The sequence below is a fragment of the Streptomyces composti genome, assembly GCF_012034205.1.
Classification (GTDB): domain Bacteria; phylum Actinomycetota; class Actinomycetes; order Streptomycetales; family Streptomycetaceae; genus Streptomyces; species Streptomyces composti.
In genome coordinates this window covers 108210-128476 of record NZ_JAATEM010000007.1, presented here as the reverse complement: position 1 = coordinate 128476, position 20267 = coordinate 108210, and the positions used below count along the sequence as shown (strand labels likewise).

General features: G+C 71.1%; 17 protein-coding genes and 1 tRNA gene. 8 read left to right on the top strand and 10 right to left on the bottom strand.

Annotation, left to right across the window (positions count from 1 at the left end; genetic code table 11):
- Positions 1 to 17 precede the first annotated feature (17 nt).
- On the bottom strand, positions 18 to 1424 hold the full coding sequence (locus HCJ93_RS07785; RefSeq protein ID WP_167992354.1) for an extracellular solute-binding protein: 1407 nt from the start codon (positions 1422 to 1424) through the stop codon (positions 18 to 20).
- A 376-nt stretch (positions 1425 to 1800) separates the two neighbouring features.
- Here HCJ93_RS07785 and HCJ93_RS07780 point away from each other — a divergent pair, with 376 nt between their 5' ends.
- Positions 1801 to 2241, top strand: coding sequence for a hypothetical protein (locus HCJ93_RS07780; protein ID WP_167992353.1), 441 nt, complete (start codon positions 1801 to 1803; stop codon positions 2239 to 2241).
- Positions 2242 to 2681: 440 nt separating this feature from the next.
- Here HCJ93_RS07780 and HCJ93_RS07775 read toward each other — a convergent pair whose 3' ends face one another.
- Entirely contained in the window at positions 2682 to 4067 is a 1386-nt protein-coding gene (locus HCJ93_RS07775; protein ID WP_167992352.1) for a cystathionine beta-synthase, read from the bottom strand.
- A 164-nt stretch (positions 4068 to 4231) separates the two neighbouring features.
- Between HCJ93_RS07775 and HCJ93_RS07770 the strand changes: the two genes are divergently transcribed.
- The 3 genes from HCJ93_RS07770 (at position 4232) to HCJ93_RS07760 (ending at position 8154) form a co-directional block, all read left to right on the top strand.
- Positions 4232 to 5251, top strand: a complete 1020-nt coding sequence (locus HCJ93_RS07770) for an SGNH/GDSL hydrolase family protein (protein ID WP_167992350.1) — start codon at positions 4232 to 4234, stop codon at positions 5249 to 5251.
- Positions 5252 to 5881: 630 nt separating this feature from the next.
- Entirely contained in the window at positions 5882 to 7102 is a 1221-nt protein-coding gene (locus HCJ93_RS07765) for an acetyl-CoA C-acetyltransferase (protein WP_167992348.1), read from the top strand.
- Positions 7103 to 7374: 272 nt separating this feature from the next.
- Positions 7375 to 8154, top strand: coding sequence for a hypothetical protein (locus HCJ93_RS07760; RefSeq protein ID WP_167992347.1), 780 nt, complete (start codon positions 7375 to 7377; stop codon positions 8152 to 8154).
- 18 nt (positions 8155 to 8172) lie between these two features.
- Here HCJ93_RS07760 and HCJ93_RS07755 read toward each other — a convergent pair whose 3' ends face one another.
- Complete coding sequence (locus HCJ93_RS07755) at positions 8173 to 8484, bottom strand: hypothetical protein (protein ID WP_309141338.1); 312 nt, start codon at positions 8482 to 8484, stop codon at positions 8173 to 8175.
- Positions 8485 to 8586: 102 nt separating this feature from the next.
- On the opposite strand from HCJ93_RS07755, the gene HCJ93_RS07750 reads away from it, so the two are divergent.
- The gene (locus HCJ93_RS07750) at positions 8587 to 8817 is read left to right on the top strand and encodes a DUF4287 domain-containing protein (RefSeq protein WP_167992345.1); all 231 of its coding nucleotides are present in this window, start codon (positions 8587 to 8589) and stop codon (positions 8815 to 8817) included.
- A 147-nt stretch (positions 8818 to 8964) separates the two neighbouring features.
- On the opposite strand, the gene HCJ93_RS07745 is transcribed toward HCJ93_RS07750, so the two are convergent.
- The gene (locus HCJ93_RS07745; protein WP_167992343.1) at positions 8965 to 9873 is read right to left on the bottom strand and encodes a Bax inhibitor-1/YccA family protein; all 909 of its coding nucleotides are present in this window, start codon (positions 9871 to 9873) and stop codon (positions 8965 to 8967) included.
- A 293-nt stretch (positions 9874 to 10166) separates the two neighbouring features.
- On the opposite strand from HCJ93_RS07745, the gene HCJ93_RS07740 reads away from it, so the two are divergent.
- Positions 10167 to 11465, top strand: a complete 1299-nt coding sequence (locus HCJ93_RS07740) for an SAM-dependent methyltransferase (protein WP_167992341.1) — start codon at positions 10167 to 10169, stop codon at positions 11463 to 11465.
- A gap of 119 nt (positions 11466 to 11584) precedes the next feature.
- On the opposite strand, the gene HCJ93_RS07735 is transcribed toward HCJ93_RS07740, so the two are convergent.
- Together HCJ93_RS07735 and HCJ93_RS07730 are read right to left on the bottom strand one after the other, a co-directional pair.
- Complete coding sequence (locus HCJ93_RS07735) at positions 11585 to 14113, bottom strand: ABC transporter permease (RefSeq protein ID WP_167992340.1); 2529 nt, start codon at positions 14111 to 14113, stop codon at positions 11585 to 11587.
- Positions 14114 to 14240: 127 nt separating this feature from the next.
- Positions 14241 to 15011 (bottom strand): ABC transporter ATP-binding protein, encoded by a 771-nt coding sequence (locus tag HCJ93_RS07730; protein WP_167992338.1) that lies wholly within the window; start codon positions 15009 to 15011, stop codon positions 14241 to 14243.
- Positions 15012 to 15445: 434 nt separating this feature from the next.
- On the opposite strand from HCJ93_RS07730, the gene HCJ93_RS07725 reads away from it, so the two are divergent.
- Together HCJ93_RS07725 and HCJ93_RS30005 are read left to right on the top strand one after the other, a co-directional pair.
- Positions 15446 to 15529, top strand: a tRNA-Leu gene (locus HCJ93_RS07725).
- A 138-nt stretch (positions 15530 to 15667) separates the two neighbouring features.
- Positions 15668 to 16282 carry a hypothetical protein gene (locus HCJ93_RS30005; RefSeq protein WP_309141337.1) on the top strand — a complete coding sequence of 205 codons (615 nt, stop codon included), beginning with the start codon at positions 15668 to 15670 and terminating at the stop codon, positions 16280 to 16282.
- Positions 16283 to 16364: 82 nt separating this feature from the next.
- Here the strand turns inward: HCJ93_RS30005 and HCJ93_RS07710 are convergent, their stop codons facing one another.
- The 4 genes from HCJ93_RS07710 to HCJ93_RS07695 all read right to left on the bottom strand — a co-directional run bounded on the left by HCJ93_RS07710 (position 16365) and on the right by HCJ93_RS07695 (position 20160).
- A complete protein-coding gene (locus tag HCJ93_RS07710; protein ID WP_167992336.1) occupies positions 16365 to 17756 on the bottom strand; it encodes an NAD(P)/FAD-dependent oxidoreductase in 1392 nt (463 codons plus the stop codon).
- Positions 17757 to 18190: 434 nt separating this feature from the next.
- Positions 18191 to 19135: a Ppx/GppA phosphatase family protein gene (locus HCJ93_RS07705; RefSeq protein ID WP_167992335.1), complete on the bottom strand. Its 945-nt coding sequence runs from the start codon at positions 19133 to 19135 to the stop codon at positions 18191 to 18193.
- Positions 19132 to 19665 carry a DUF501 domain-containing protein gene (locus HCJ93_RS07700; RefSeq protein ID WP_167992333.1) on the bottom strand — a complete coding sequence of 178 codons (534 nt, stop codon included), beginning with the start codon at positions 19663 to 19665 and terminating at the stop codon, positions 19132 to 19134. The genes HCJ93_RS07705 and HCJ93_RS07700 overlap by 4 nt, the downstream gene beginning before the upstream one ends.
- 18 nt (positions 19666 to 19683) lie before the next feature.
- Positions 19684 to 20160 (bottom strand): FtsB family cell division protein, encoded by a 477-nt coding sequence (locus HCJ93_RS07695; protein ID WP_167992331.1) that lies wholly within the window; start codon positions 20158 to 20160, stop codon positions 19684 to 19686.
- Positions 20161 to 20267: the final 107 nt, after the last annotated feature.

Here is a 20267-nt window from a genome sequence, read left to right as displayed (position 1 = left end):
CGTTCACCGGGGGGCGGTCATGGCTTGGCCAGCACCTGGTCGACCTGCTGCTCGGCGGTGTCGAGGAGCTTGTCGACGTCCGCGTCCTCGTTGGTGAGGATGCCGGACATCACGTTGTCGAGGATCTTGTAGATCTCCTGCGCCTTGGGCGGTTCCGGCTTGCTGGGAACGGGGTTGTCCGTGAAGGTCCTGAAGGCCTCGACGTTCATGGTGGCGTTCCTGGCGCGCTCGGCGTCGTCCTTGCGCTTGGAGTCGCCCTGCCAGAAGTTGGGCTGCGGCAGACCGACCGGCAGTCCGTCGGCCTTGGTGCGGGCCCAGTCGAACTGGCCCTTGCCGACGGTGGTGAACTTGAAGTTGAGCCAGGCGATGCCGGCCTTGATCTTGTCCGGCGAGATACCCTTCTTGATCATGTAGCCGTTGCCGCCGGCCAGGGTGTGCTTGCCGCCCGGGATCGGGCCCATGCCGAAGTTGTCGTAGTCCGCGCCGAGTTGCTGGACCATGTAGGCGATGTTGTCGGGGGCGGCGAGGAACATGCCGAGCTTGTCGGAGGCGATCTGCTTCTGCAGGTCGCCCCACTTCAGCAGCTGGGTCTTGCCCATGCTTCCGTCCTCCCAGCGCATGGCGTGGAGGTCCTTCGCCAGCTGCCGGCCGATCTCGTTGTTGAAGGCGGCCTTCTTGCCGCTCGCGTCCACGATGTCGCCGCCGCGGCTGTACATCTGCGCGGTGAAGTGCCAGCCGCCGTTGTTGCCCGCGCTGTAGTCGCCGTATCCGGCGATGCCGTTGCCGAGGTCTGCGATCTTCTTGGCCGCGGTGCGCACCTCGGCCCAGGTGCGCGGCGGGCTGTCGGGGTCGAGGCCGGCCCGCTGGAACAGCTTGCGGTTGATCATCAGGCCCATGGTGTAGTTGCTGGTGGGCAGGCCGTAGAGCTTGTCGCCCCGCTTGAGCATGCCGAGGACGTCCGGGTCGATGTCCTTCAGCGCCGGGACGGTCTTATCGTTGACGTAGGCGGTGATGTCCTCGGCGCCGTCCTCGGAGAGGACCTGCGGCAGGTCGGTGAAGTAGGTGTAGAAGACGTCCGGCTGCGACTTGGCCTTCAGCATCGCGGTGAAGCGCGGCGGCTCCAGGCACTGGCCGGGCGTGGAGCGGCCCTCGATCCTGACGTTCGGGTAGATCTTGTTGAAGGCGGCGACGTCCTCCTTCCACTGCTTCAGCTCGGCCTTCTTCGCCGCCGGGGGCATGCAGTCGATGGTGATCGACACCTTGGTCTTCGGATCCAGCGGCGCTGCGGGGTCGGTCGATCCGCTGCCGCCGGAGCCGCCGTCGCCGCTGCTGCTGCTCGTGCCGCAGGCGGCGAGGGCGGTCAGCGTGAGTGCGCAGACGAGGGCGGCCGCGCCGGAACGGCGGACGCGACGGGCACTGGGCATGGTGGTCCCCTTCGGGCAAGTGCGGCAGGAGGCCCCGCCGTCGGGGCGGGGCGGTGCAGATGTGGGGGCGCGGCACACTCAACCACCGGCGACAGATGAACGCAAGATGTCGCGCCATCTTTGCAATTGTTCGACAGTCAGCAGCCAGAGGGCCGGTAGCCGCCGAGAGTGGCTCATGCGATGCCGCGTCCCGGCGATGAGAGCCCGGCAGCGCGCCGACGCACCCGACAGCTGCTGATCATTCGTTTTCATCGACAGATCCGCTTCTTGCGCAAACGAGGTGGTCGAGCCGCTCTCCGCACCCCCGGCCGTCCCGAGCCGGGAACGGGGGTTAGCCCCAGTGCGCGCGGGCCGTGCCCTGCCTACCGTGAGCCGTATGAGCGGAATGGACGCGCGGGACGCCGAGCTGAAGAAGGAGCTCGACGCCACCCTGCGGGCGCGCAGGGAGCTGGGTGAGGAGTTCGAGACGGCGCTGATCGACTCGTTCCTGGAGAAGGTGGACCAGCGCATCGACGGCGCGGTGGAGCGCCGGGTGCGCCGGCAACTGGCCGAGCGGCAGATGACGGTGGCCCGGGAGTCGCGGGCGCCGAGGGCCATGGACAGCTGGGGAGACCGGTTCGGCTTCGCGATCGTCTCCCTGGTCCTCGCGGTGCCGCTGTCCGCGATCGGCGGAACCCAGGCCGGTCTGCCCGGCCTGCTGGCAGCCTGGCTGGGCATCGTGGGCGTGAACGTCGCCCAGCTCGCCCGCACCAACCCGGGACTGTTCAGCAATCGCGGGCACGGCCACCGGGACCGGGGCGCCGGCCGCGAGGACTGACCCCGCCGCTTCCCCGCCGCTTCCCGGCGGCAGAGGTGTGCGCGGGGACCGCCACACCCCCGGTGGACCCGGGGGGCGGGACGACGGCGGTCCCCGCGAGGGACGCGGGACCGGGACTGAGCCGGTGGCGCGTCCATGGCGTCGGTGGAGGTCCGGGAGCCGCTCCGGAGGTCCGTGACGCCGTTTCTCACCGTCGGCCGGAGCGGAGAGGCTCCCCTCGTGCCCGAAGGGCCTGGGAGGCGTCCCCGTCCCGCCGACGCATCTCAATCTGCCGGACGCGTGTTAACCGAGTGCTGCGCGGACGTGACGCCCTCGTACCACTTGCGCGAAGTCCACGCGGACCTCGTGCGGCTCAACGGCCCCGCGCCCGGCGGTCGTTCACCTGTGCGACGCCCGCTCCCTGCCGCCACGGGCGGTCGCCCGCTCGCGTACCGGTCCGCTCACTTGCCGGTCTTGGCGAGGAACGCCAGCAGGTCCTGGCGGCTGACCACACCGGTCGGCTTGCCCTCGACCAGGACGATCGCCGCGTCCGCCTTGCCGAGCACCGCCATCAGGTCCGCGACCGGCTCACCCGAGCCGACCTGGGGCAGCGGGGGCGACATGTGCTTCTCCAGCGGGTCGTCGAGCGAGGCGCTCTTGCTGAACAGCGCGTCCAGCAGCTCCCGTTCCACCACCGAGCCGACGACCTCCGCGGCCATCACGTCCGGGTGGCCGGCGCCCGGCTTGACGACCGGCATCTGCGAGACGCCGTACTCGCGCAGCACCTCGATGGCCTGGCCGACCGTCTCGTCGGGGTGCATGTGGACCAGGGACGGCATGGAGCCCTCCTTGTCCTGCAGCACGTCGGCGACGCGGGCGCTCGGGCCGCTGTCCTCGAGGAAGCCGTAGTCGGCCATCCACTCGTCGTTGAAGATCTTGCTGAGGTAGCCGCGTCCGCTGTCCGGCAGCAGCACCACCACGACGTCGTCCTCGTCCAGGCGGGAGGCCACCTTCAGCGCGGCCACCACCGCCATGCCGCAGGAGCCGCCGACCAGCAGGCCCTCCTCCTTGGCCAGGCGGCGGGTCATCTGGAAGGAGTCCTTGTCGGAGACGGCGACGATCTCGTCGGCGACGTTCCGGTCGTAGGCGGTGGGCCAGAAGTCCTCACCGACGCCCTCGACCAGGTACGGACGCCCGGAGCCGCCGGAGTACACCGAGCCCTCCGGGTCGGCGCCGATCACCTTGACGCGGCCTTCGCTGACCTCCTTGAGGTAGCGGCCGGTGCCGGAGATGGTGCCGCCGGTGCCGACGCCGGCCACGAAGTGGGTGATCCTCCCCTCGGTCTGCTCCCACAGCTCCGGGCCGGTGGAGTGGTAGTGCGACAGCGGGTTGTTGGGGTTGGAGTACTGATCCGGCTTCCAGGCGCCCGGCGTCTCACGGACCAGGCGGTCGGAGACGTTGTAGTACGAGTCGGGGTGCTCCGGGGCGACGGCGGTGGGGCAGACCACGACCTCGGCGCCGTAGGCGCGCAGCACGTTGATCTTGTCCGTGGAGACCTTGTCCGGGCAGACGAAGATGCACTTGTAGCCCTTCTGCTGGGCCACGATGGCGAGCCCCACGCCGGTGTTGCCGCTGGTCGGCTCGACGATGGTGCCGCCCGGCTTGAGCTCGCCGCTCTTCTCGGCGGCCTCGATCATCCGCAGGGCGATGCGGTCCTTCACGGAACCGCCGGGGTTGAAGTACTCCACCTTGGCCAGGACGGTCGCCCTGATGCCCTTGGTCACGCTGTTGAGCCGCACCAGCGGGGTGTTGCCGACGAGGCTGATCATCGAGTCGTGGAATTGCACCGTTGTCTCCGGATGCTGCAAAAGGTGTGGTCGTAGTGGTTCAGCCAGCCTAGGCCCTCCCGGCTGCGGTACCCGGCCGGGTCGTTCACCCGCTGTCGCGATTGGGCGACGGTCGGTACGGGGCAAGCACTGGGTGTGAGGGTTCGAGGAGGTGGCGGGGAGGCATGACGCGGATGTCGAGGGCGAGGGTGGCCCGGCGGATCGCGGCCGGCGCGGCGTACGGCGGGGGCGGCGTGGGCCTGGCCGGTGCGGCCGCGGTCGGCCTGCTGGTCGCCGAGGCGCAGCTGGCGCGGCGCCGGGTGAGCAACGGCGCGACTCCCTTCGTGCCGAACGCGGACGGGCTGTACGGGGCCGCCTACACGGTGCCGGGGGTACCCGCGCTGCGACTGACCATGCTGGGGGACTCCACGGCGGCGGGGCAGGGCGTGCGGCGGGCCGGGCAGACGCCGGGGGCGCTGCTGGCCTCGGGCATCGCGGCGATCGCCGAGCGGCCGGTCGGGCTCAGCACGGTCGCGGTGCCGGGGGCGCGCTCGGACGACCTGGACCGGCAGGTGACGCGGGCGCTGGCCGATCCGTCGCGGGTGCCGGACGTGTGTGTGATCATGATCGGCGCGAACGACGTGACCCACCGGATCCCGGCGACGCGTTCGGTGCGGTGCCTGTCCCAGGCGGTGCGTCGGCTGCGGACGGCCGGCGCGGAGGTGGTCGTGGGGACATGCCCCGACCTCGGCACCATCGAGCCGGTGTGGCAGCCGTTGCGGTGGCTGGCCCGGCGGGCCTCCCGGCAGCTGGCGGCCGCCCAGACCATCGGCGCGGTCGAGCAGGGCGCGCGCACGGTGTCCCTGGGCGACCTGCTGGGCCCCGAGTTCGAGGCGAACCCGCGCGAGCTGTTCGGCCCCGACAACTACCACCCCTCGGCCGAGGGCTACGCCACGGCCGCCATGGCCGTGCTCCCGACCGTCTGTGCCGCCCTCGGCCTCTGGCCCGCCGAGGAGGAACGCCCCGACGCCTCCCGCCGCGAGGGCTTCCTCCCCGTGGCCCGCGCAGCCGCCGAGGCCGCCTCCGAGGCCGGCACCGAGGTCACCGCCGCCGCCCCCACCGGCCCCCGAGGCCCCTGGGCTCTCCTCAAACGCCGCCGTCGCCGCCGCATGCCGGAACCGCAACGCACCCCGGTCGCCGAGTGAACGCGCGGGGAGACGCCAGCAGGCACCATCTCGCCCTGCGGGCGCCTCGGCCCCCGGCCGCCGGACCACGGCCTCCGCACCCCGCGGGCCGTCCACCCCGGCAGGCGGCTTCCGCACCCCGCAACCACCGCACTGCGCGGCGGGCCGGGCGTTCGGGCAGCCCAGCCCTGCCCCGCATCCATCGGCCTGCCCTCATGCCGACGAGCGAGCCGTCCCCCCTCATCCGGCAGGCGTCCCGTGCCACCCCCCGTGGACAGCGACGGCGTCCGGGCGGCGAACCCGCCCCACGCCCGGCGGGCGGAGCCCGCCGGCGGCGGGCTGCCGGCGCTGGGCGCGAACGCCGTGCGGGGCGCCAGGCGTCCTCGCCTCCGGCGGGCGCCGGCCAGCGGCGCCGGCCACAACCGGGGGCTGTGGGAGCGAAGTCGGGCGTCGGCGGGCTTCGCAGGCGGCAACGGCGGCTGCGGTGCCCGGCAAGCGCTGTACGCGAGCCCGTGGAAGCCCCGCAGAGAAAAGCAAGCGCTTAGACATCTGCGGTCCATGTCACATGCCGATGGCCGTGACCTGCGTCCTACGGGCCGGTAATTTCCGAAGCAGCCCTGCACCAACCCACCGGTATGCCCTGGAGCCGTGATGCCCGAAGCCGTGATCGTCTCTGCCGCTCGTTCGCCCATCGGCCGTGCCTTCAAGGGGTCGCTGAAGGATCTGCGGCCGGACGACCTGACCGCCACGATCATCCAGGCCGCCCTGGCCAAGGTGCCCGAGCTGGACCCGAAGGACATCGACGACCTGATGCTCGGCTGCGGCCTGCCCGGCGGTGAGCAGGGCAACAACCTCGGCCGGATCGTGGCCGTGCAGATGGGGATGGACCACCTCCCCGGCTGCACCATCACCCGCTACTGCTCCTCCTCGCTGCAGACCTCCCGCATGGCGCTGCACGCCATCAAGGCCGGCGAGGGCGACGTGTTCATCTCGGCCGGCGTGGAGACGGTCTCCCGCTACACCAAGGGCAACTCCGACAGCCTCCCGGACACCCACAACCCGCTGTTCGCCGAGGCTGAGGCCCGCACCGCCGCCCGCGCCGAGCAGGAGGGCACCACCTGGCACGACCCGCGCGAGGACGGCCTGCTGCCCGACCCGTACATCGCGATGGGCCAGACCGCCGAGAACCTCGCCCGCTGGAAGGGCGTCACCCGCGAGGAGATGGACGAGTTCGGCGTCCGTTCGCAGAACCTCGCCGAGGAGGCCATCAAGAACGGCTTCTGGGAGCGCGAGATCACTCCGGTCACGCTGCCCGACGGCACCGTGATCTCCAAGGACGACGGCCCCCGCCCCGGCACCACCCTGGAGGCGGTCTCCCAGCTCAAGCCGGTCTTCCGCCCCGACGGCCTGGTCACCGCCGGCAACTGCTGCCCGCTCAACGACGGCGCCGCCGCGCTGGTCATCATGAGCGACACCAAGGCCCGCGAGCTGGGCCTCACCCCGCTCGCGCGCATCGTCTCCACCGGCGTCTCGGGCCTGTCCCCGGAGATCATGGGCCTCGGTCCGGTCGAGGCCACCCGGCGCGCCCTGAAGCTGGCCGGCCTCACCATCGACGACATCGACCTCTTCGAGATCAACGAGGCGTTCGCCGCCCAGGTCATCCCCTCCTACAAGGACCTGGGCATCCCGCTGGAGAAGCTGAACGTCAACGGCGGTGCCATCGCCGTCGGCCACCCCTTCGGCATGACCGGCGCCCGTATCACCACCACCCTGATCAACTCGCTGCAGTTCCACGACAAGCAGTTCGGTCTGGAGACCATGTGCGTGGGCGGCGGCCAGGGCATGGCGATGGTCATCGAGCGCCTGAGCTGAGCAGCGCGGAGTAGTCGCCAGGACACAGTCCGTCAGATCCTCGCCCGGGACCCCGCAGTCGAGGGGCCCCGGGCCGATCTGTGATCCAACTGCCCCCAGGATGTGACCTATCCCTCTTTTGATGGGGATCAACGCAGGTCAGCGCCACTCCTCGATCGGCCCCGGAACCAGACCCCTGTCCGTTTCGTGACGTTACGCACTGACAGATGGTTAGTCCGCCCTTCAAGCTGATGTAGGAAGTCGGGGGTCGACTTTGAACCGGGAGTACGTCAGTGAGCGCCATGCCGATCGCCCTGCTGATCACCACGGCCGCCACCGGCGCCGTGGGCGTCGCCGTCCTGTGCAGCATCGTCAAGCTGCGCCGGCAGGTCGCCGCCCTGCACACCGAGCTGGCCGAGAACCGCGCCGCGACCACGCGCGCCCTCCTTCCGTCCGCCCGCACGGCCGACGCCGACCAGATACGCGCCGCGGTCGCCGAGGCGCTCGCCGAGGAACGGGAGCGCGAGCTGGCCGAGGCACGGGCGTTCTGGGCCGCCCAGGAGGCCCGTGACGCCTCCGACGCCCCCTCCCTGCTCGGCCTGGCCGACAGCGAGCTGTTCCTGCCCCGGCAGGCCGATTTCGCGGGGCTGGAGCCGGTGACCGAGCCGGGCTCCGAGACCGAGGAGCACTCCGGCGACTCCCCCGAACTGGCCGCGGCCCGCCGCCGCCACCCCTCCCACCCCGACTTCGTGCCGAACCCGGCGCCGGTGGTGAGCGACCACGAACGCACAGTGACCATGCTGGAGGAGCTGGCGGCCGAGCAGGTGGAGCTGACCGACGTACGCCCGGGCCCGCTGGGCACGCTGGACGTGTACGTCTTTGCGAACGGGACGACCCTGTGCATGACGCCGGGCCACCGGGAGACGGCGCAGCGCCTGGCGACCGCGGTCCGCGAGGGCGACGGCCCGTACCTCCTCGGCGGCTCCGGGATCTCCGGCGCGTACACGCTGACCTTCGCCTGCGGCGAGGAGAACGTCTACATCCTGGCCGACCGCGTCATCGCGTCCCTGTAGCAGCGGTCTGAGGGGATCTCAGACCCCGGCGCGATGCTGCGCCTCCTCCACCAGCCGTACCGTCTCTGCGACCTCGTCCTCGCTCCTGAGTACGAGGGCCAGGTCATGTCCGGCCACGGTGATCTGATCGGCGGCGGCGAACATCCCGGCGTCGGGCATCTCGCGCGGCTCGGTGCCGGGCTGTTCGGCGAGCTGGGCCCGCCGCGCCAACTCCCTGGCCAGGGCGAGGGCCTCGGCGGCCGCACCGCGCTGCAGCCGGCTCTGCGGCGCGGCCCGCAGCCGGTCGGCGAAACGGTCCACGGCACTGGTGAGGGGCGTCGTATCAACCACGCCGCGAGCGTACGCGGCGCGGCAGCACTGTTGCCAACGGGCGAACGCTCAGGCACGGTGACCTGAAGGACCGGCTTACATCCCATGCGTCCGGAGGCGCCGATGTCCCAAGTCTTCTCCGAGGAGACCCATCGCAATCTGCTCGCCCGCATCCCCCATTGCACCGGTCGTGAGATCTCCGACTGGCTGCGCACCGTCGAAGAAGGCCCGGCTCTTCTGCGCTTCGAGGAAAAGGTCAGCTGGCTCCGTCACGAGCACAACCTCGCGTACGGTCACGCCAAGGCGATCGTCCACGAGTACGACCTGAGGAGGGCCGCGCGCAAGCTGCTCTGACTGCTCCGGGCGTGAGGGTGCGCCGCCGTCCGCTTTCCGTCAGCAGTCCACCGCAGCGGCTGTCCGCGGCGCCGGCCGTGACCGGCGACGACGAAGGGCCCCGGGTGACCCGGGGCCCTTCGTCTGCGAGCGCGACGTGCTCGGTGATCAGTCGCTGCTGTTGAGGATCGAGATGAGCCTGAGGAACTCGAGGTAGATCCACACCAGCGTCAGGGTCAGACCGAACGCGGCCAGCCAGGCCTCCTCGCGCGGGGCACCGTAGGCGATGCCGTCCTCGACCTGCTTGAAGTCCAGGGCGAGGAAGCAGGCGCCGAGGATGATGCCGATGACGCCGAAGACGACGCCGAGAGCACCGCTGCGGAAGCCGAGGCCGTCACCGCCGCCGAACACCGCGAACAGCATGTTCACCGCCATCAGCAGGATGAAGCCGAGCGCGGCCGCCATCACGAAGCCGTAGAAGCGGCGGTTGACGCGGATCCAGCCCGCCTTGTAGGCCACCAGCACACCGGCGAAGACCGCCATGGTGCCGAGCACCGCCTGCATGGCCGCACCGTCGGCGATGCGGTTGTCGACGATGTTGGAGACGACGCCGAGGAACACGCCCTCGAACGCGGCGTAGGTCAGGATCAGCGCGGGCGAGGCCTTGCGCTTGAAGGACTGCACGAACGCCAGGACCATGCCGATCAGGGCGGCACCGATGCCGATGCCGTAGGACCGGCCGATGTTGGCGTCGTCCACGGGCAGCAGCGCCCAGGACAGCGCGGCGGCGAGTACGAGCACACCCAGCGTGCTCGCCGTGCGCATGATCACGTCGTCGATGGTCATCCGGCCGGTGGTGGCCGGGGCCTGCGGCGGCGCGCCGAACTGCTGACCCTGCTGGGCGTACGGGTTCTGCGCGTACGGGTTCTGCGCGTAGGGGTTGCCCGTCGGCTGGGCGTACGGGTTGCCCTGCGTGGCGACAGCGGGACCCCCGGCCTGCGGCGCGGTGTTGAAGCCCGCGTAGCCGTTGTCGCGGCTGAACCCCCGTCGCGAGAAGACCGGGTTTCTGCTCCTCATTTCACTCCTCCATGGCCATCACAGCGTGGCCTTGGCTCAAGAGTAATAGGTAGGCAAAGGATTGACCCTAATGCTTGGGGAGGATCTTTCCCTCGTCGTGCTGCGCAACACGCTACGCGTCCGGGTGATTCCCCTCACCGGCAGGGCCGCCCGGCGGGGTGTCCCTCACCCCCACGAGGGTGAGGGCCGGTGGTTTTGCCCAGCCATGACGCGCGCCGGGGACTGCCAGGCCCCGCGACCGGTGTTTACGTGGTGATGACGTTCCGGGATCCCCCGTCACGGAGGTGTACACCATGGCAGACGCCGCCTCGCGGCTGAAGGGCCTCGTCGAACAGTTGCTGGGCACCCCGTTCCCCCTCCGCATCCGCGCCTGGGACGGCTCCCAGGCCGGCCCTCCGGACGCACCGGCCCTGGTCGTCCGCAACCGCCGCGCCCTGCGCCGTCTGCTGTTCAAGCCGGGCGAGCTCGGCCTCGCCCGCGCCTGGGTGGCCGGCGACCTGGACATCGACGGCGACCTCTACACCGCACTCGACCACCTGTCCGGCCTGATCTGGGAGCGTGACGAGGACGCCCGCTCCCTCGGCAGCGCGCTGCGCGACCCCCGGTTCCGCTCCGCCGTGCGCGGCCTGTTCGCCCTCGCCGGGCCCCCGCTGCCGCCGCCCGCCCCCGAGGAGGAGGCCCGCCGCCCGCGCCGCGGCCTGCACACCCGGCGCAGCGACCGGCGGGCCATCAGCCACCACTACGACGTGGGCAACGACTTCTACGAGCTGGTCCTCGGCCCGTCCATGGTGTACTCCTGCGCCTACTGGCAGACCCCGCCCCCGGAGGGCACCCTCGAGGAGGCGCAGCGGGACAAGCTCGACCTGGTCTGCCGCAAGCTGGCGCTGAGGCCGGGTGTGCGGCTGCTGGACGTCGGCTGCGGCTGGGGCTCGATGGCGATCCACGCCGCCCGCGAGTACGGGGTGAACGTGGTCGGCATCACCCTCTCCCAGGAGCAGGCCGCCTACGCCCGCAAGCGGGTCGCCGACGAGGGCCTCACCGACCGGGTGGAGATCCGCGTCCAGGACTACCGGGACGTCCGGGACGGCCCCTACGACGCGATCTCGTCGATCGGGATGGCCGAGCACGTCGGCTCCGAGCGCTATCTGCAGTACGCGAGCGTTCTGCACCGGCTGCTCGTGCCGGGCGGGCGGCTGCTGAACCACCAGATCGCCCGCCGCCCGCAGCGCGACGAGAAGTCGTACCAGGTGGACGCGTTCATCGACGCCTACGTCTTCCCCGACGGCGAGCTCTCCCCCGTCGGCACCACCGTCACCGACCTGGAGCGGGCCGGTTTCGAGGTGCGCGACCTGGAGTCGCTCCGGGAGCACTACGCCCTGACCCTGCGCGAGTGGGTGGCGCGTCTGGAGGCCGACTGGGACCGTGCGGTCGTCCTCAGCAGCTACGGCAGGGCCCGGGTCTGGCGGCTGTACATGGCGGCCTCCGCGCTGGCCTTCGAGCGCAACCGCATCGGCGTCAACCAGATCCTCGCCGTGAAGACCCCGGAGTCCGGCGACTCGGGGCTGCCGCTGCGCACCCGCACCTGGCACTGACCGGCAGCCGCCGGGGTCTGCCGTCCCAACCAGCACCCTGGCCCATGACGAGGGGCACCGTCCCGGCTCCGGGACGGTGCCCCTCGTCTCGTCGCGCTCGATTCCTCCCCGCGAGCGGGTCACTCCGCCTTGATCGCCTGGAGCATGTTCAGCCGGGCCGCCCGCCGGGCCGGCCAGAGCGCGGCGAGCACGCCCACCGTCGCGGCCAGCAGCAGGAAGACCGCCAGGCGGCCCCAGGGCAGGACCAGCTCGTAGGTCGGCATCCGGGTGCCGAGCAGCTCACCGGCCGCCCAGCCGAAGAACACGCCGAGACCGATGCCGAGCACCCCGCCGAACAGGGAGATCACCAGCGACTCCAGGCGGACCATCCGCTTGACGCCCCTGCGGTCCAGGCCGACCGCGCGGAGCATGCCGATCTCCTGCGAGCGTTCGAACACCGACATGGCCAGGGTGTTGATGACGCCGATCACCGCGACGATCACCGCCATCGCCAGCAGCCCGTAGACCATGTTCAGCACCAGGGTGAACACCTTGGCGACCTCGTTGGAGATGTCCTTCTTGTCCTGCACCGCGATCGCCGGGTTGGAGCCGAGCGCCTTCTCCAGCCGGTCCTTGACCGCGTCGGAGACGCCGTCCGCGGTCTTCACCATGACCAGCATGTCGGCCGGGTCGGCCTGGTGCGGGGCGAGGGTCCGGTTGTCGATCATGATGCCGGTGAACATGTCGTTGCCCCGGTAGACCCCGGCGACGGTCAGCCGCTGCTTCCTGCCGTCCTCGTAGGCGACGTCGAAGGTGCTGCCGGCCTTCCAGTCGTGCGACTTCGCGGTCCCGTCGTCCACCACGACCCGCGTGCCCTCGATCGCGAACGAGCCGTCCTGCATCTCGAAGTCGGTCAGCTTCCCGAAGGCGGTGCCGTCGACGCCGGTGAGGTACTCGGTGCGGTCGTCGATCCGGGACGGCGCGTTGCGCATGGCGCTGGTGGCGGTGACGCCGTCGAGCTTCTTCAGCTTCTGCTCGACGTCCGGGGAGAGGGCGTTGCCGGTCGCCATGGAGACCACGTAGTCCGCCTCGATGGCCTCGGAGGCCATCTTGTCGATGGACTTCTGCAGGCTGCCCGCCATCACGGTCATGCCGGTGATCAGGGTGAGCCCGATCATCAGCGCGGAGGCGGTGGCGGCGGTGCGGCGCGGGTTGCGCACCGAGTTCAGCCGGGCGAGCTTGCCGGAGACCCCGAAGAGGCGCAGCACGGGGGCCGCGGCCGCGATCAGCGGGCGGGACAGCAGCGGGGTCAGGATGAACACGCCGATGATGAGCAGCACGGCGCCGAGGCCCATGGGGGCCTGGCCGTCCGGGCCGTCCAGCGAGGTGGCCCACAGGACCACCGCGACGCCGGCGGCGGAGAACAGCGCGCCGACGGTGTTGCGCAGCACCAGTGACTTGGTGGTGGCCTTGGCGTGCACCGCGCTCATCGCCGCCACCGGAGGGATCTTCGCCGCCCGGCGGCCGGGCAGCCAGGCGGCGAGCACGGTGACGAGGATGCCGACGGCGAAGGCGGTGCCGACCGTGCCGGGGGTGATCACCAGCGGGCCGTCGGGCACGGTGGCCTCCAGCATGCCCATCAGGGAGCGCAGCCCCATGCCGATGCCGATGCCGCCGAGCAGGCCGGCGACGGCGGCGACCGTGCCGACCACGAACGCCTCGATCAGCACCGACCGGGTGACCTGCCGCCGGGAGGCGCCGACGGCGCGCAGCAGCGCCAGCTCCTTGGTGCGCTGGGCGACCAGCATGGTGAAGGTGTTGGCGATGATGAACGTGCCGACGAACAGCGCGATGCCGGCGAACACCAGCAGGCTCTGCTGCAGCCCGCTCATCGAGGAGGCGATGATCTCGGCCTGCTCCTCGGCCAGTTCGCCCCCGGTCCTCGTCTCCACGACGTCCTTCGGCAGCGCCTTGTCCAGCTGCGCCTTGAGAGCGGCCTCGGAGACGCCGGGCTTCGCCCTGACGTCGATCTCGTCGAAGGTGCCCTCCTTGCCGAACACCTTCTGCGCGGTCGCGGTGTCGAACAGCGCGAGGCTGCCGCCGGCCGCCACATTCCCGTCGTCGGTGGTGAAGACGCCGACCAGGACCGGCTCGAGGAGCGGGCCGTTCACCGACATCCGCACCGGCTCGCCGACCCGGTAGCCGGCCCGCTCGACGGTCCCGGAGTCGACGAGGACCTCGTTCGGCCCCGTGGGCGCGCGGCCCTCGACCAACGGGTAGCGGGGGTCCTCGGCACCCCAGTAGTTGCCGCCCTGCGTCTGCCAGCCGTCGCCGACCAGCTTGCCGTCCTTGTCGGCGAGGGCGGCGAAGCCTCCGACGACACCGATGGCGCTCTCGGCGCCGGGCACCCGGGCGCTGGCGTCGACGGTGGCCTTCGTCAGCTCCTGGCGCTTGCCGACCTGGTCGCCCTCGGCGTCCTTCCACTTGGGCGTGACGGCGACGTCGACGTGGTCGAAGCCCTTGGCGGAGCTCTTCTGCAGGGCGCTGGAGATGGTGTTGGTGAAGACCAGGGTCCCCGACACGAAGGCCACGCCGAGCATCACGGCGAGCACGGTCATCAGGAGCCGGGCCTTGTGCGCGAGCACATTGCGCAAGGCGGTACGGAACATGGGTGTCTTCTCGAGTCCAGACGTACGAGGGGGGCGGGGTGAACGGCTGACGGGCCGGACGGCCGAGGAATGGGCGCCTCAGGGCTGACGTGCCGGGGAGCTGAGCATCTGGGGAACCGAGGAACTGTCAGCTGGTACGGCCCTTGGCGTCGAACCGCTTCATGCGGTCCAGCACCGAGTCGGCCGTCGGCCCGTTCATCTCGTCGACGATCCGGCCGTCCGCCAGGAAGATCACCCGGTCCGCGTAGGCGGCGGCCACCGGGTCGTGGGTCACCATGACCACCGTCTGGCCCAGCTCGCGCACCGAGTTGCGCAGGAAGCCGAGCACCTCGGCGCCGGAGCGGGAGTCCAGGTTGCCGGTGGGCTCGTCGCCGAAGACGATGTCCGGCTTGGAGGCGAGGGCGCGGGCGACGGCGACGCGCTGCTGCTGGCCGCCGGAGAGCTGGGAGGGCCGGTGACCGAGCCGGTTGGAGAGGCCGATCAGCCCGATCACCGTGTCCAGCCACTCCTTGTCGGGCTTGCGGCCCGCGATGTCCATGGGGAGCGTGATGTTCTCCAGGGCGTTGAGGGTGGGCAGCAGGTTGAACGCCTGGAAGATGAAGCCGATCTTGTCACGGCGCAGCTTGGTCAGCTGCTTGTCCTTCAGCGAGCCGAGTTCGACGTCGCCGATGCGGACCGAGCCGGAGGAGAAGGTGTCCAGGCCGGCCACGCAGTGCATCAGAGTGGACTTGCCGGAGCCGGAGGGGCCCATGATCGCGGTGAACTCGGCCTGCCGGAAGTCGACGGTCACCCGGTCCAGGGCGACCACCTGGGTCTCGCCCTGGCCGTAGATCTTCGACAGCTCCGTGGCGCGCGCGGCCACGGCGGTGGACCGGTCGGCGATGGGTGCGGTGGTCACGGGTGGGACGCTCCTGTCGGGACGGCGAGTACGACGTTGCTGGGTATGCGTCCATCGTTCCGTGCGTTTTCCGGCGCCGAGTCAGCCGCTGCTCCGGTTCCCGGGGGCGACTGAGGGCTGACCGGGGGGCCGCCGGGTCATACCTGGGTCTGATCCCGCCCCCTACCCGGGTCGGGGGTCCGGGCCGTGCGCCGGGGGCGCCTCCCCCGGCGCGCAGAACCGGCCGGGCACCCTCGTCGAGACGGTGAATTTCCGTCATTCAGCATGCGCACCGGGCGGTCGCGCGCAAGGCTTGCTGGCAAGTGCTGATGGCCTGCCCACGAGCTGATGCTTCATCAGCTGCCAATAAAATAAGACAACATGGGTTTGCCCGCTCCCGAAGCGGAGGGGCCGTGACGCTAGGCTCGGAGCACTCGACGCGGAGCCCATGGCCTGCCCGGATGGTGGAATGCAGACACGGCGAGCTTAAACCTCGCTGCCCCTACGCGGGCGTGCCGGTTCAAGTCCGGCTCCGGGCACTCCGACGCGTATGACCGGCCCGTACCGTCACCGCGTCCGTCGGCGCCCCGGCCTCACCACCACGACCGGCGAGCCGCGTCCGCCGGTGCCCCCCATCGACGCCCTGCTGCGGAGCGGACCACACCATGACAGCGGGCATGCCGGTTGTCCTGGAACAGTTCTGCCGCAGGTGCGGGTGGGACGAGGAGATCTTCTGGGAGGACGGCCGGCCGACCGGCGCCATCTGCGACTGCTGCGGCAGCGAGTCGGGCATCGGCGACATGGGCGCGCGGCCCGGCACCTGGGACGGGGTGAAGGGCCTGCACGACGTCCGGGGCTGGTGGATCGGCCACGGCGCCCGGTGGACCAGCCCGGGCAGCAGGCCACCGGACTGGGACCTGCTCCGGCAGCTGAGGAACATCCCCGAGCCGTGGCGCACCCCGCCGCCGCCCGCGGACGACCGGGAGCGGCGAGCGGCCGGACGAGCGGCGTCAGCGTCACTGGGCACGGAGACCGCGTGCCGGATCTGCGGCCTGTCCGGGCCGGTGTTCTGGCGGGACGGTGAGCCCACCGGGACGGTCTGCCCGTGCTGCGGCGGCGAGTCCGGTCTCGACGACCTCGGGCACCCCGGGGCCCGGGAGACGATGCGGACCATCCGGGCCCGCCGCGGCCACTGGGCCGGGCTCGGTGCACCATGGGCCGACCCCGCTGCCCGCCCCGCGGACTGGGACGTGCTCGTGCAGCTCGGGGCGCTGCCGCCGGTATGGCGGTGACCTCACCGCCCCCGCACACGCCGAAGGGGCCGCCCGCACCACGGATGGCGGGTGGCCCCTTCGGGGGTCGGTGGACCGGGGTTCAGGAGGCCTTGGCCTTCTCCTCGGTCTTGCGGGGGGCGGCCGCCGCGGGGGCCGGGGCCGGCTTGGCGGCCTCGTAGAACTCCTCGCGGGGGGACTCGATGGCGCCCAGCGAGACGACCTCGCGCTTGAGGAACATCTGCAGCGTCCAGTCGGCGAAGACCCGGATCTTGCGGTTCCAGGTCGGCATCGCCATGCCGTGGTAGGCGCGGTGCATGTACCAGGCGAGCCGGCCCTTCAGCTTGATCTTCATCTTGCCGAAGACGATCATCGCCACGCCCTTGTGCAGGCCGAGGCCCGCCACGGCGCCCTTGTTGGCGTGGCTGTACTCCTTCTGCGGGAAGCCCCGCATGCCGGACACCACGTTGTCGCCGAGGACCTTGGCCTGGCGCAGGGCGTGCTGGGCGTTCGGCGGGCACCAGGCGTTCTCGTTGCCGGCCTTGCGGCCCACGAGGTCCGGCACCTGGGCGTTGTCGCCCGCGGCCCAGATGTAGTCGGTGCCCTTGACCTGGAGCGTCGGCTCGCAGTCGACGTGGCCGCGCGGACCCAGCGGCAGCCCGAAGCGGGCGAGCGCCGGGTTCGGCTTGACGCCGGCCGTCCACACGATGGTGTTGGAGTCCACCTCGAGGCCGTTCTTCAGCACCACGTGGCCGTCGACGCAGGACTCCATGGAGGTGTTGAGGTAGACCTCGACACCACGGCTCTCCAGGTGCTCCTTGCCGTACTTGCCGAGCTTCGGACCCACCTCGGGGAGGATCTTGTCGGCGGCGTCGACCAGGATGAAGCGCATGTCCTCGCGGGAGACGTTGCGGTAGTACTTGGCCGCGTCCCGCGCCATGTCCTCGACCTCACCGATGGTCTCCGCACCGGCGAAGCCGCCGCCCACGAAGACGAAGGTGAGGGCCTTGCGGCGGATCTCCTCGTCGTTGGTGGAGTCGGCCTTGTCGAGCTGCTCGAGGACGTGGTTGCGCAGGCCGATGGCCTCCTCGATGCCCTTCATGCCGATGCCCTGCTCGGCGAGGCCGGGGATCGGGAAGGTGCGGGAGACCGCGCCGAGCGCGATCACCAGGTAGTCGAAGGGAAGCTCGTACGCCTCGCCGACCAGCGGGGCGATCGTGGCGACCTTGCGGTCCTGGTCGATGGTGGTGACCCGACCGGTGAGGACCTCCGCCTTGGGCAGCACGCGCCGCAGCGGGACGACGACGTGGCGAGGGGAGATGCTGCCGGCGGCGGCTTCGGGGAGGAAGGGCTGGTAGGTCATGTACGACCGCGGGTCGACGACGGTGACGGTCGCCTCGCCGTAACGCATCTTCTTCAGGATGCGCCGAGCTGCGTACAGGCCTACGTACCCACCGCCTACTACGAGGATCCTGGGACGCTCCGTGGTGCTCATGCCATCGAGTATCCACCCGCCCGAGGGGGGTGGTTCGTGCGCCCCTTCACAAGCTCGGAGAGCACCTGTGTTACACTCCCCGCCCCGCGTGACTTAGATCATGTCCAAGTACGGGAACCGTGACGCTCGCCGCACGTTGTCAATGCCGCGTGAGCTGCCTCTCTGGACCTCACGGCCGGGTGTGAGCCCTCCGGGCACACCCCCTTCGCCACGCGATCCGCAGGCCCCTGCCGACCATGTTCAACGGGCCCGGAACCCCCCGGAAGGGCCAATGGGCCCCATTCGAGGGACCCGTACGACCAAAATCCTTGTGAAGAACTTCACGAACTTCGTCGGCGAGACGCCACAGAGGGGCCCGCGAAGGGCCCCTCAAGGGCGCTCATACGCTATCCGCACTGCTCAACCGATGGCTACCAGCGAGTAACAAAAGAGAGCTACGCCACCGCCCACGCGATCCCGTCGAGGATGTCGTGCTCCGACACCACGACCTCCTCCGCGCCCGTCCGTTCCATGATCGACAGCAGGACGAGGGCACCGGCACCGATGACGTCCACGCGGCCCGGATGCAGGGCGGGGATCCTGGCGCGCTCGGCGTGGGTGGAGCGGAGCAGGCGCTCGGTGATCTCGCGGACGCGGGCCCGGGAGACGCGTGAGTGGTGGATGGCCGCCGAGTCGTACTCGGGCAGGTCCTGGGCGATGGCGGAGACGGTGGTGACGGACCCGGCCAGGCCCACCAGGGTGCGCGCCTCGCGCAGCGGGACGGACTGCTCCGCCAGGTCGAGGGCGGCCTCGATGTCGGCCCGCATGGCGGCGATCTGCCGCTCGGTGGGCGGGTCGGCGACCTTCCCCTCGTGCACCAGGTGCCGCTCGGTCATCCGCACGCAGCCGACGTCGACGGAGCGGGCGGCGTGCACATGATCGTCGCCGATCACGAACTCGGTCGAGCCGCCGCCGATGTCGACCACCAGGAACGGCTTGGGCAGGTGGTCGTGGCCCGCCAGCTCCTTGGTGGCGCCGGTGAAGGAGAACTCGGCCTCCTGGTCGCCGGAGATGACCTCGGGCTCCACGCCGAGGATGTCCACCACGCCGCGCACGAAGTCCTCGCGGTTCTCGGCGTCGCGGGAGGCGGAGGTGGCGACGAAGCGCAGGTGCTCGGACGCCCCGTGCTTCTTGATGATCTCCGCGTACTCGCGGCAGGCGGCGAAAGTGCGCTCCAGGGCCTCGGGGGCGAGCCGGCCGGTGCGGTCGACGCCCTGGCCGAGCCGCACGATCGTCATGCGACGGTCCAGGTCGGTCAGTTCACCGGTGGCGGGGTCCGCGTCGGCCACCAGCAGCCGGATGGAGTTCGTACCGCAGTCGACGGCGGCGACCCGGGTCACTTGGCCTCCTCCCCCGTCGTGGGCGTCACACAGGGGCCCTTGCGCCACCACTCGGGCAGCATCGCCAGCGCCTCGTCACCGAGCGGGTTGACGCCGGGGCCCGCGGCCAGCGAGTGGGCGACCAGGACGTGCAGGCACTTCACCCGGTCCGGCATGCCGCCGGCGCTGGGGAAGTTCTTCAGCTCCTCGATCTCGTCGCGCCGCCGGATGTAGTCCTCGTGCGCGGCCCGGTAGGCGGCGGCGAGCTCGGGGTCGGCGGCCAGCCGCTCGGTCATCTCCTTCATCACGCCGTTCGCCTCGAGGGTGCCGATCGCGGAGTTCGCCCGCGGGCACGTCAGGTAGTACAGCGTCGGGAAGGGCGTGCCGTCGGGCAGCCGCGGGGCGGTCTCCACGACGTCCGGCTGTCCGCAGGGGCAGCGGTGCGCGATGGCGCGCAGTCCGCGCGGGGGCCGGCCGAGCTGCTGCTTGAAGGCCTCGACGTCCGCGTCGGTGGGCTCGGTGCGCGGGGTCGTGGGCGGGGGGTTCTCCATACCTGTCTTTCTATACGTTCACTGGGCGGCGGCGTCGGCCTTGTCGATGCCGTCCCAGAGGTTCGCGTACCAGGGGCGGTCGGCCGTCCGGCGGTCGGTGCGGGACTTCCTGGCCGCGCCCGGGTCGATCACGATGTAGCCGGTCTCGCCCGGCATGACGTAGTGCAGCCTGCGGCGGATCTCCTGCTCGGCGAAGGCGTCGTCCTGCCAGCGCGCCTTGAGGTCGCGCAGCCGTTCGACGCGCTCGCGCGCCTCCTTCTGCTGCTGCCGCAGGTCGGCGATCTCGGCGCGCTGGGAGACGTACTGGCGCATGGGGTAGGCGAGGGCCACGATCAGCGAGCAGACCACCAGGGCGAGCAGCGCGGCCCGGCCGGTCAGCCGGGAGCGGCGGGCCTGGCGCCGGGTCTGGGAGCGGTAGACCCGGGCCGCGGTCTGCTCACCGATCAGCCGGATCCTGGTCGCGGTGGAGAAACGGTCCCGGTCCTTCACGGCCATCTGCCTGGCGCCTCCCGTCCACGCGCGTACGTCCCCGCACACGGTACGGGACCGGGTACGGGGACGTACGTACGACGCTGCCCTCGCGCGGGGCCGAAAGGCCCCGT

Bases quoted from the DNA above. Each gene is read 5' to 3' on its own strand.
- HCJ93_RS07700 (WP_167992333.1), bottom strand. From the start codon at position 19,665: ATGGAGAACCCCCCGCCCACGACCCCGCGCACCGAGCCCACCGACGCG.
- HCJ93_RS07785 (WP_167992354.1), bottom strand. From the start codon at position 1,424: ATGCCCAGTGCCCGTCGCGTCCGCCGTTCCGGCGCGGCCGCCCTCGTC.
- HCJ93_RS07695 (WP_167992331.1), bottom strand. From the start codon at position 20,160: ATGGCCGTGAAGGACCGGGACCGTTTCTCCACCGCGACCAGGATCCGG.
- HCJ93_RS07710 (WP_167992336.1), bottom strand. From the start codon at position 17,756: ATGAGCACCACGGAGCGTCCCAGGATCCTCGTAGTAGGCGGTGGGTAC.
- HCJ93_RS07740 (WP_167992341.1), top strand. From the start codon at position 10,167: ATGGCAGACGCCGCCTCGCGGCTGAAGGGCCTCGTCGAACAGTTGCTG.
- HCJ93_RS07765 (WP_167992348.1), top strand. From the start codon at position 5,882: ATGCCCGAAGCCGTGATCGTCTCTGCCGCTCGTTCGCCCATCGGCCGT.
- HCJ93_RS07745 (WP_167992343.1), bottom strand. From the start codon at position 9,873: ATGAGGAGCAGAAACCCGGTCTTCTCGCGACGGGGGTTCAGCCGCGAC.
- HCJ93_RS30005 (WP_309141337.1), top strand. From the start codon at position 15,668: ATGCCGGTTGTCCTGGAACAGTTCTGCCGCAGGTGCGGGTGGGACGAG.
- HCJ93_RS07735 (WP_167992340.1), bottom strand. From the start codon at position 14,113: ATGTTCCGTACCGCCTTGCGCAATGTGCTCGCGCACAAGGCCCGGCTC.
- HCJ93_RS07780 (WP_167992353.1), top strand. From the start codon at position 1,801: ATGAGCGGAATGGACGCGCGGGACGCCGAGCTGAAGAAGGAGCTCGAC.
- HCJ93_RS07770 (WP_167992350.1), top strand. From the start codon at position 4,232: ATGACGCGGATGTCGAGGGCGAGGGTGGCCCGGCGGATCGCGGCCGGC.
- HCJ93_RS07750 (WP_167992345.1), top strand. From the start codon at position 8,587: ATGTCCCAAGTCTTCTCCGAGGAGACCCATCGCAATCTGCTCGCCCGC.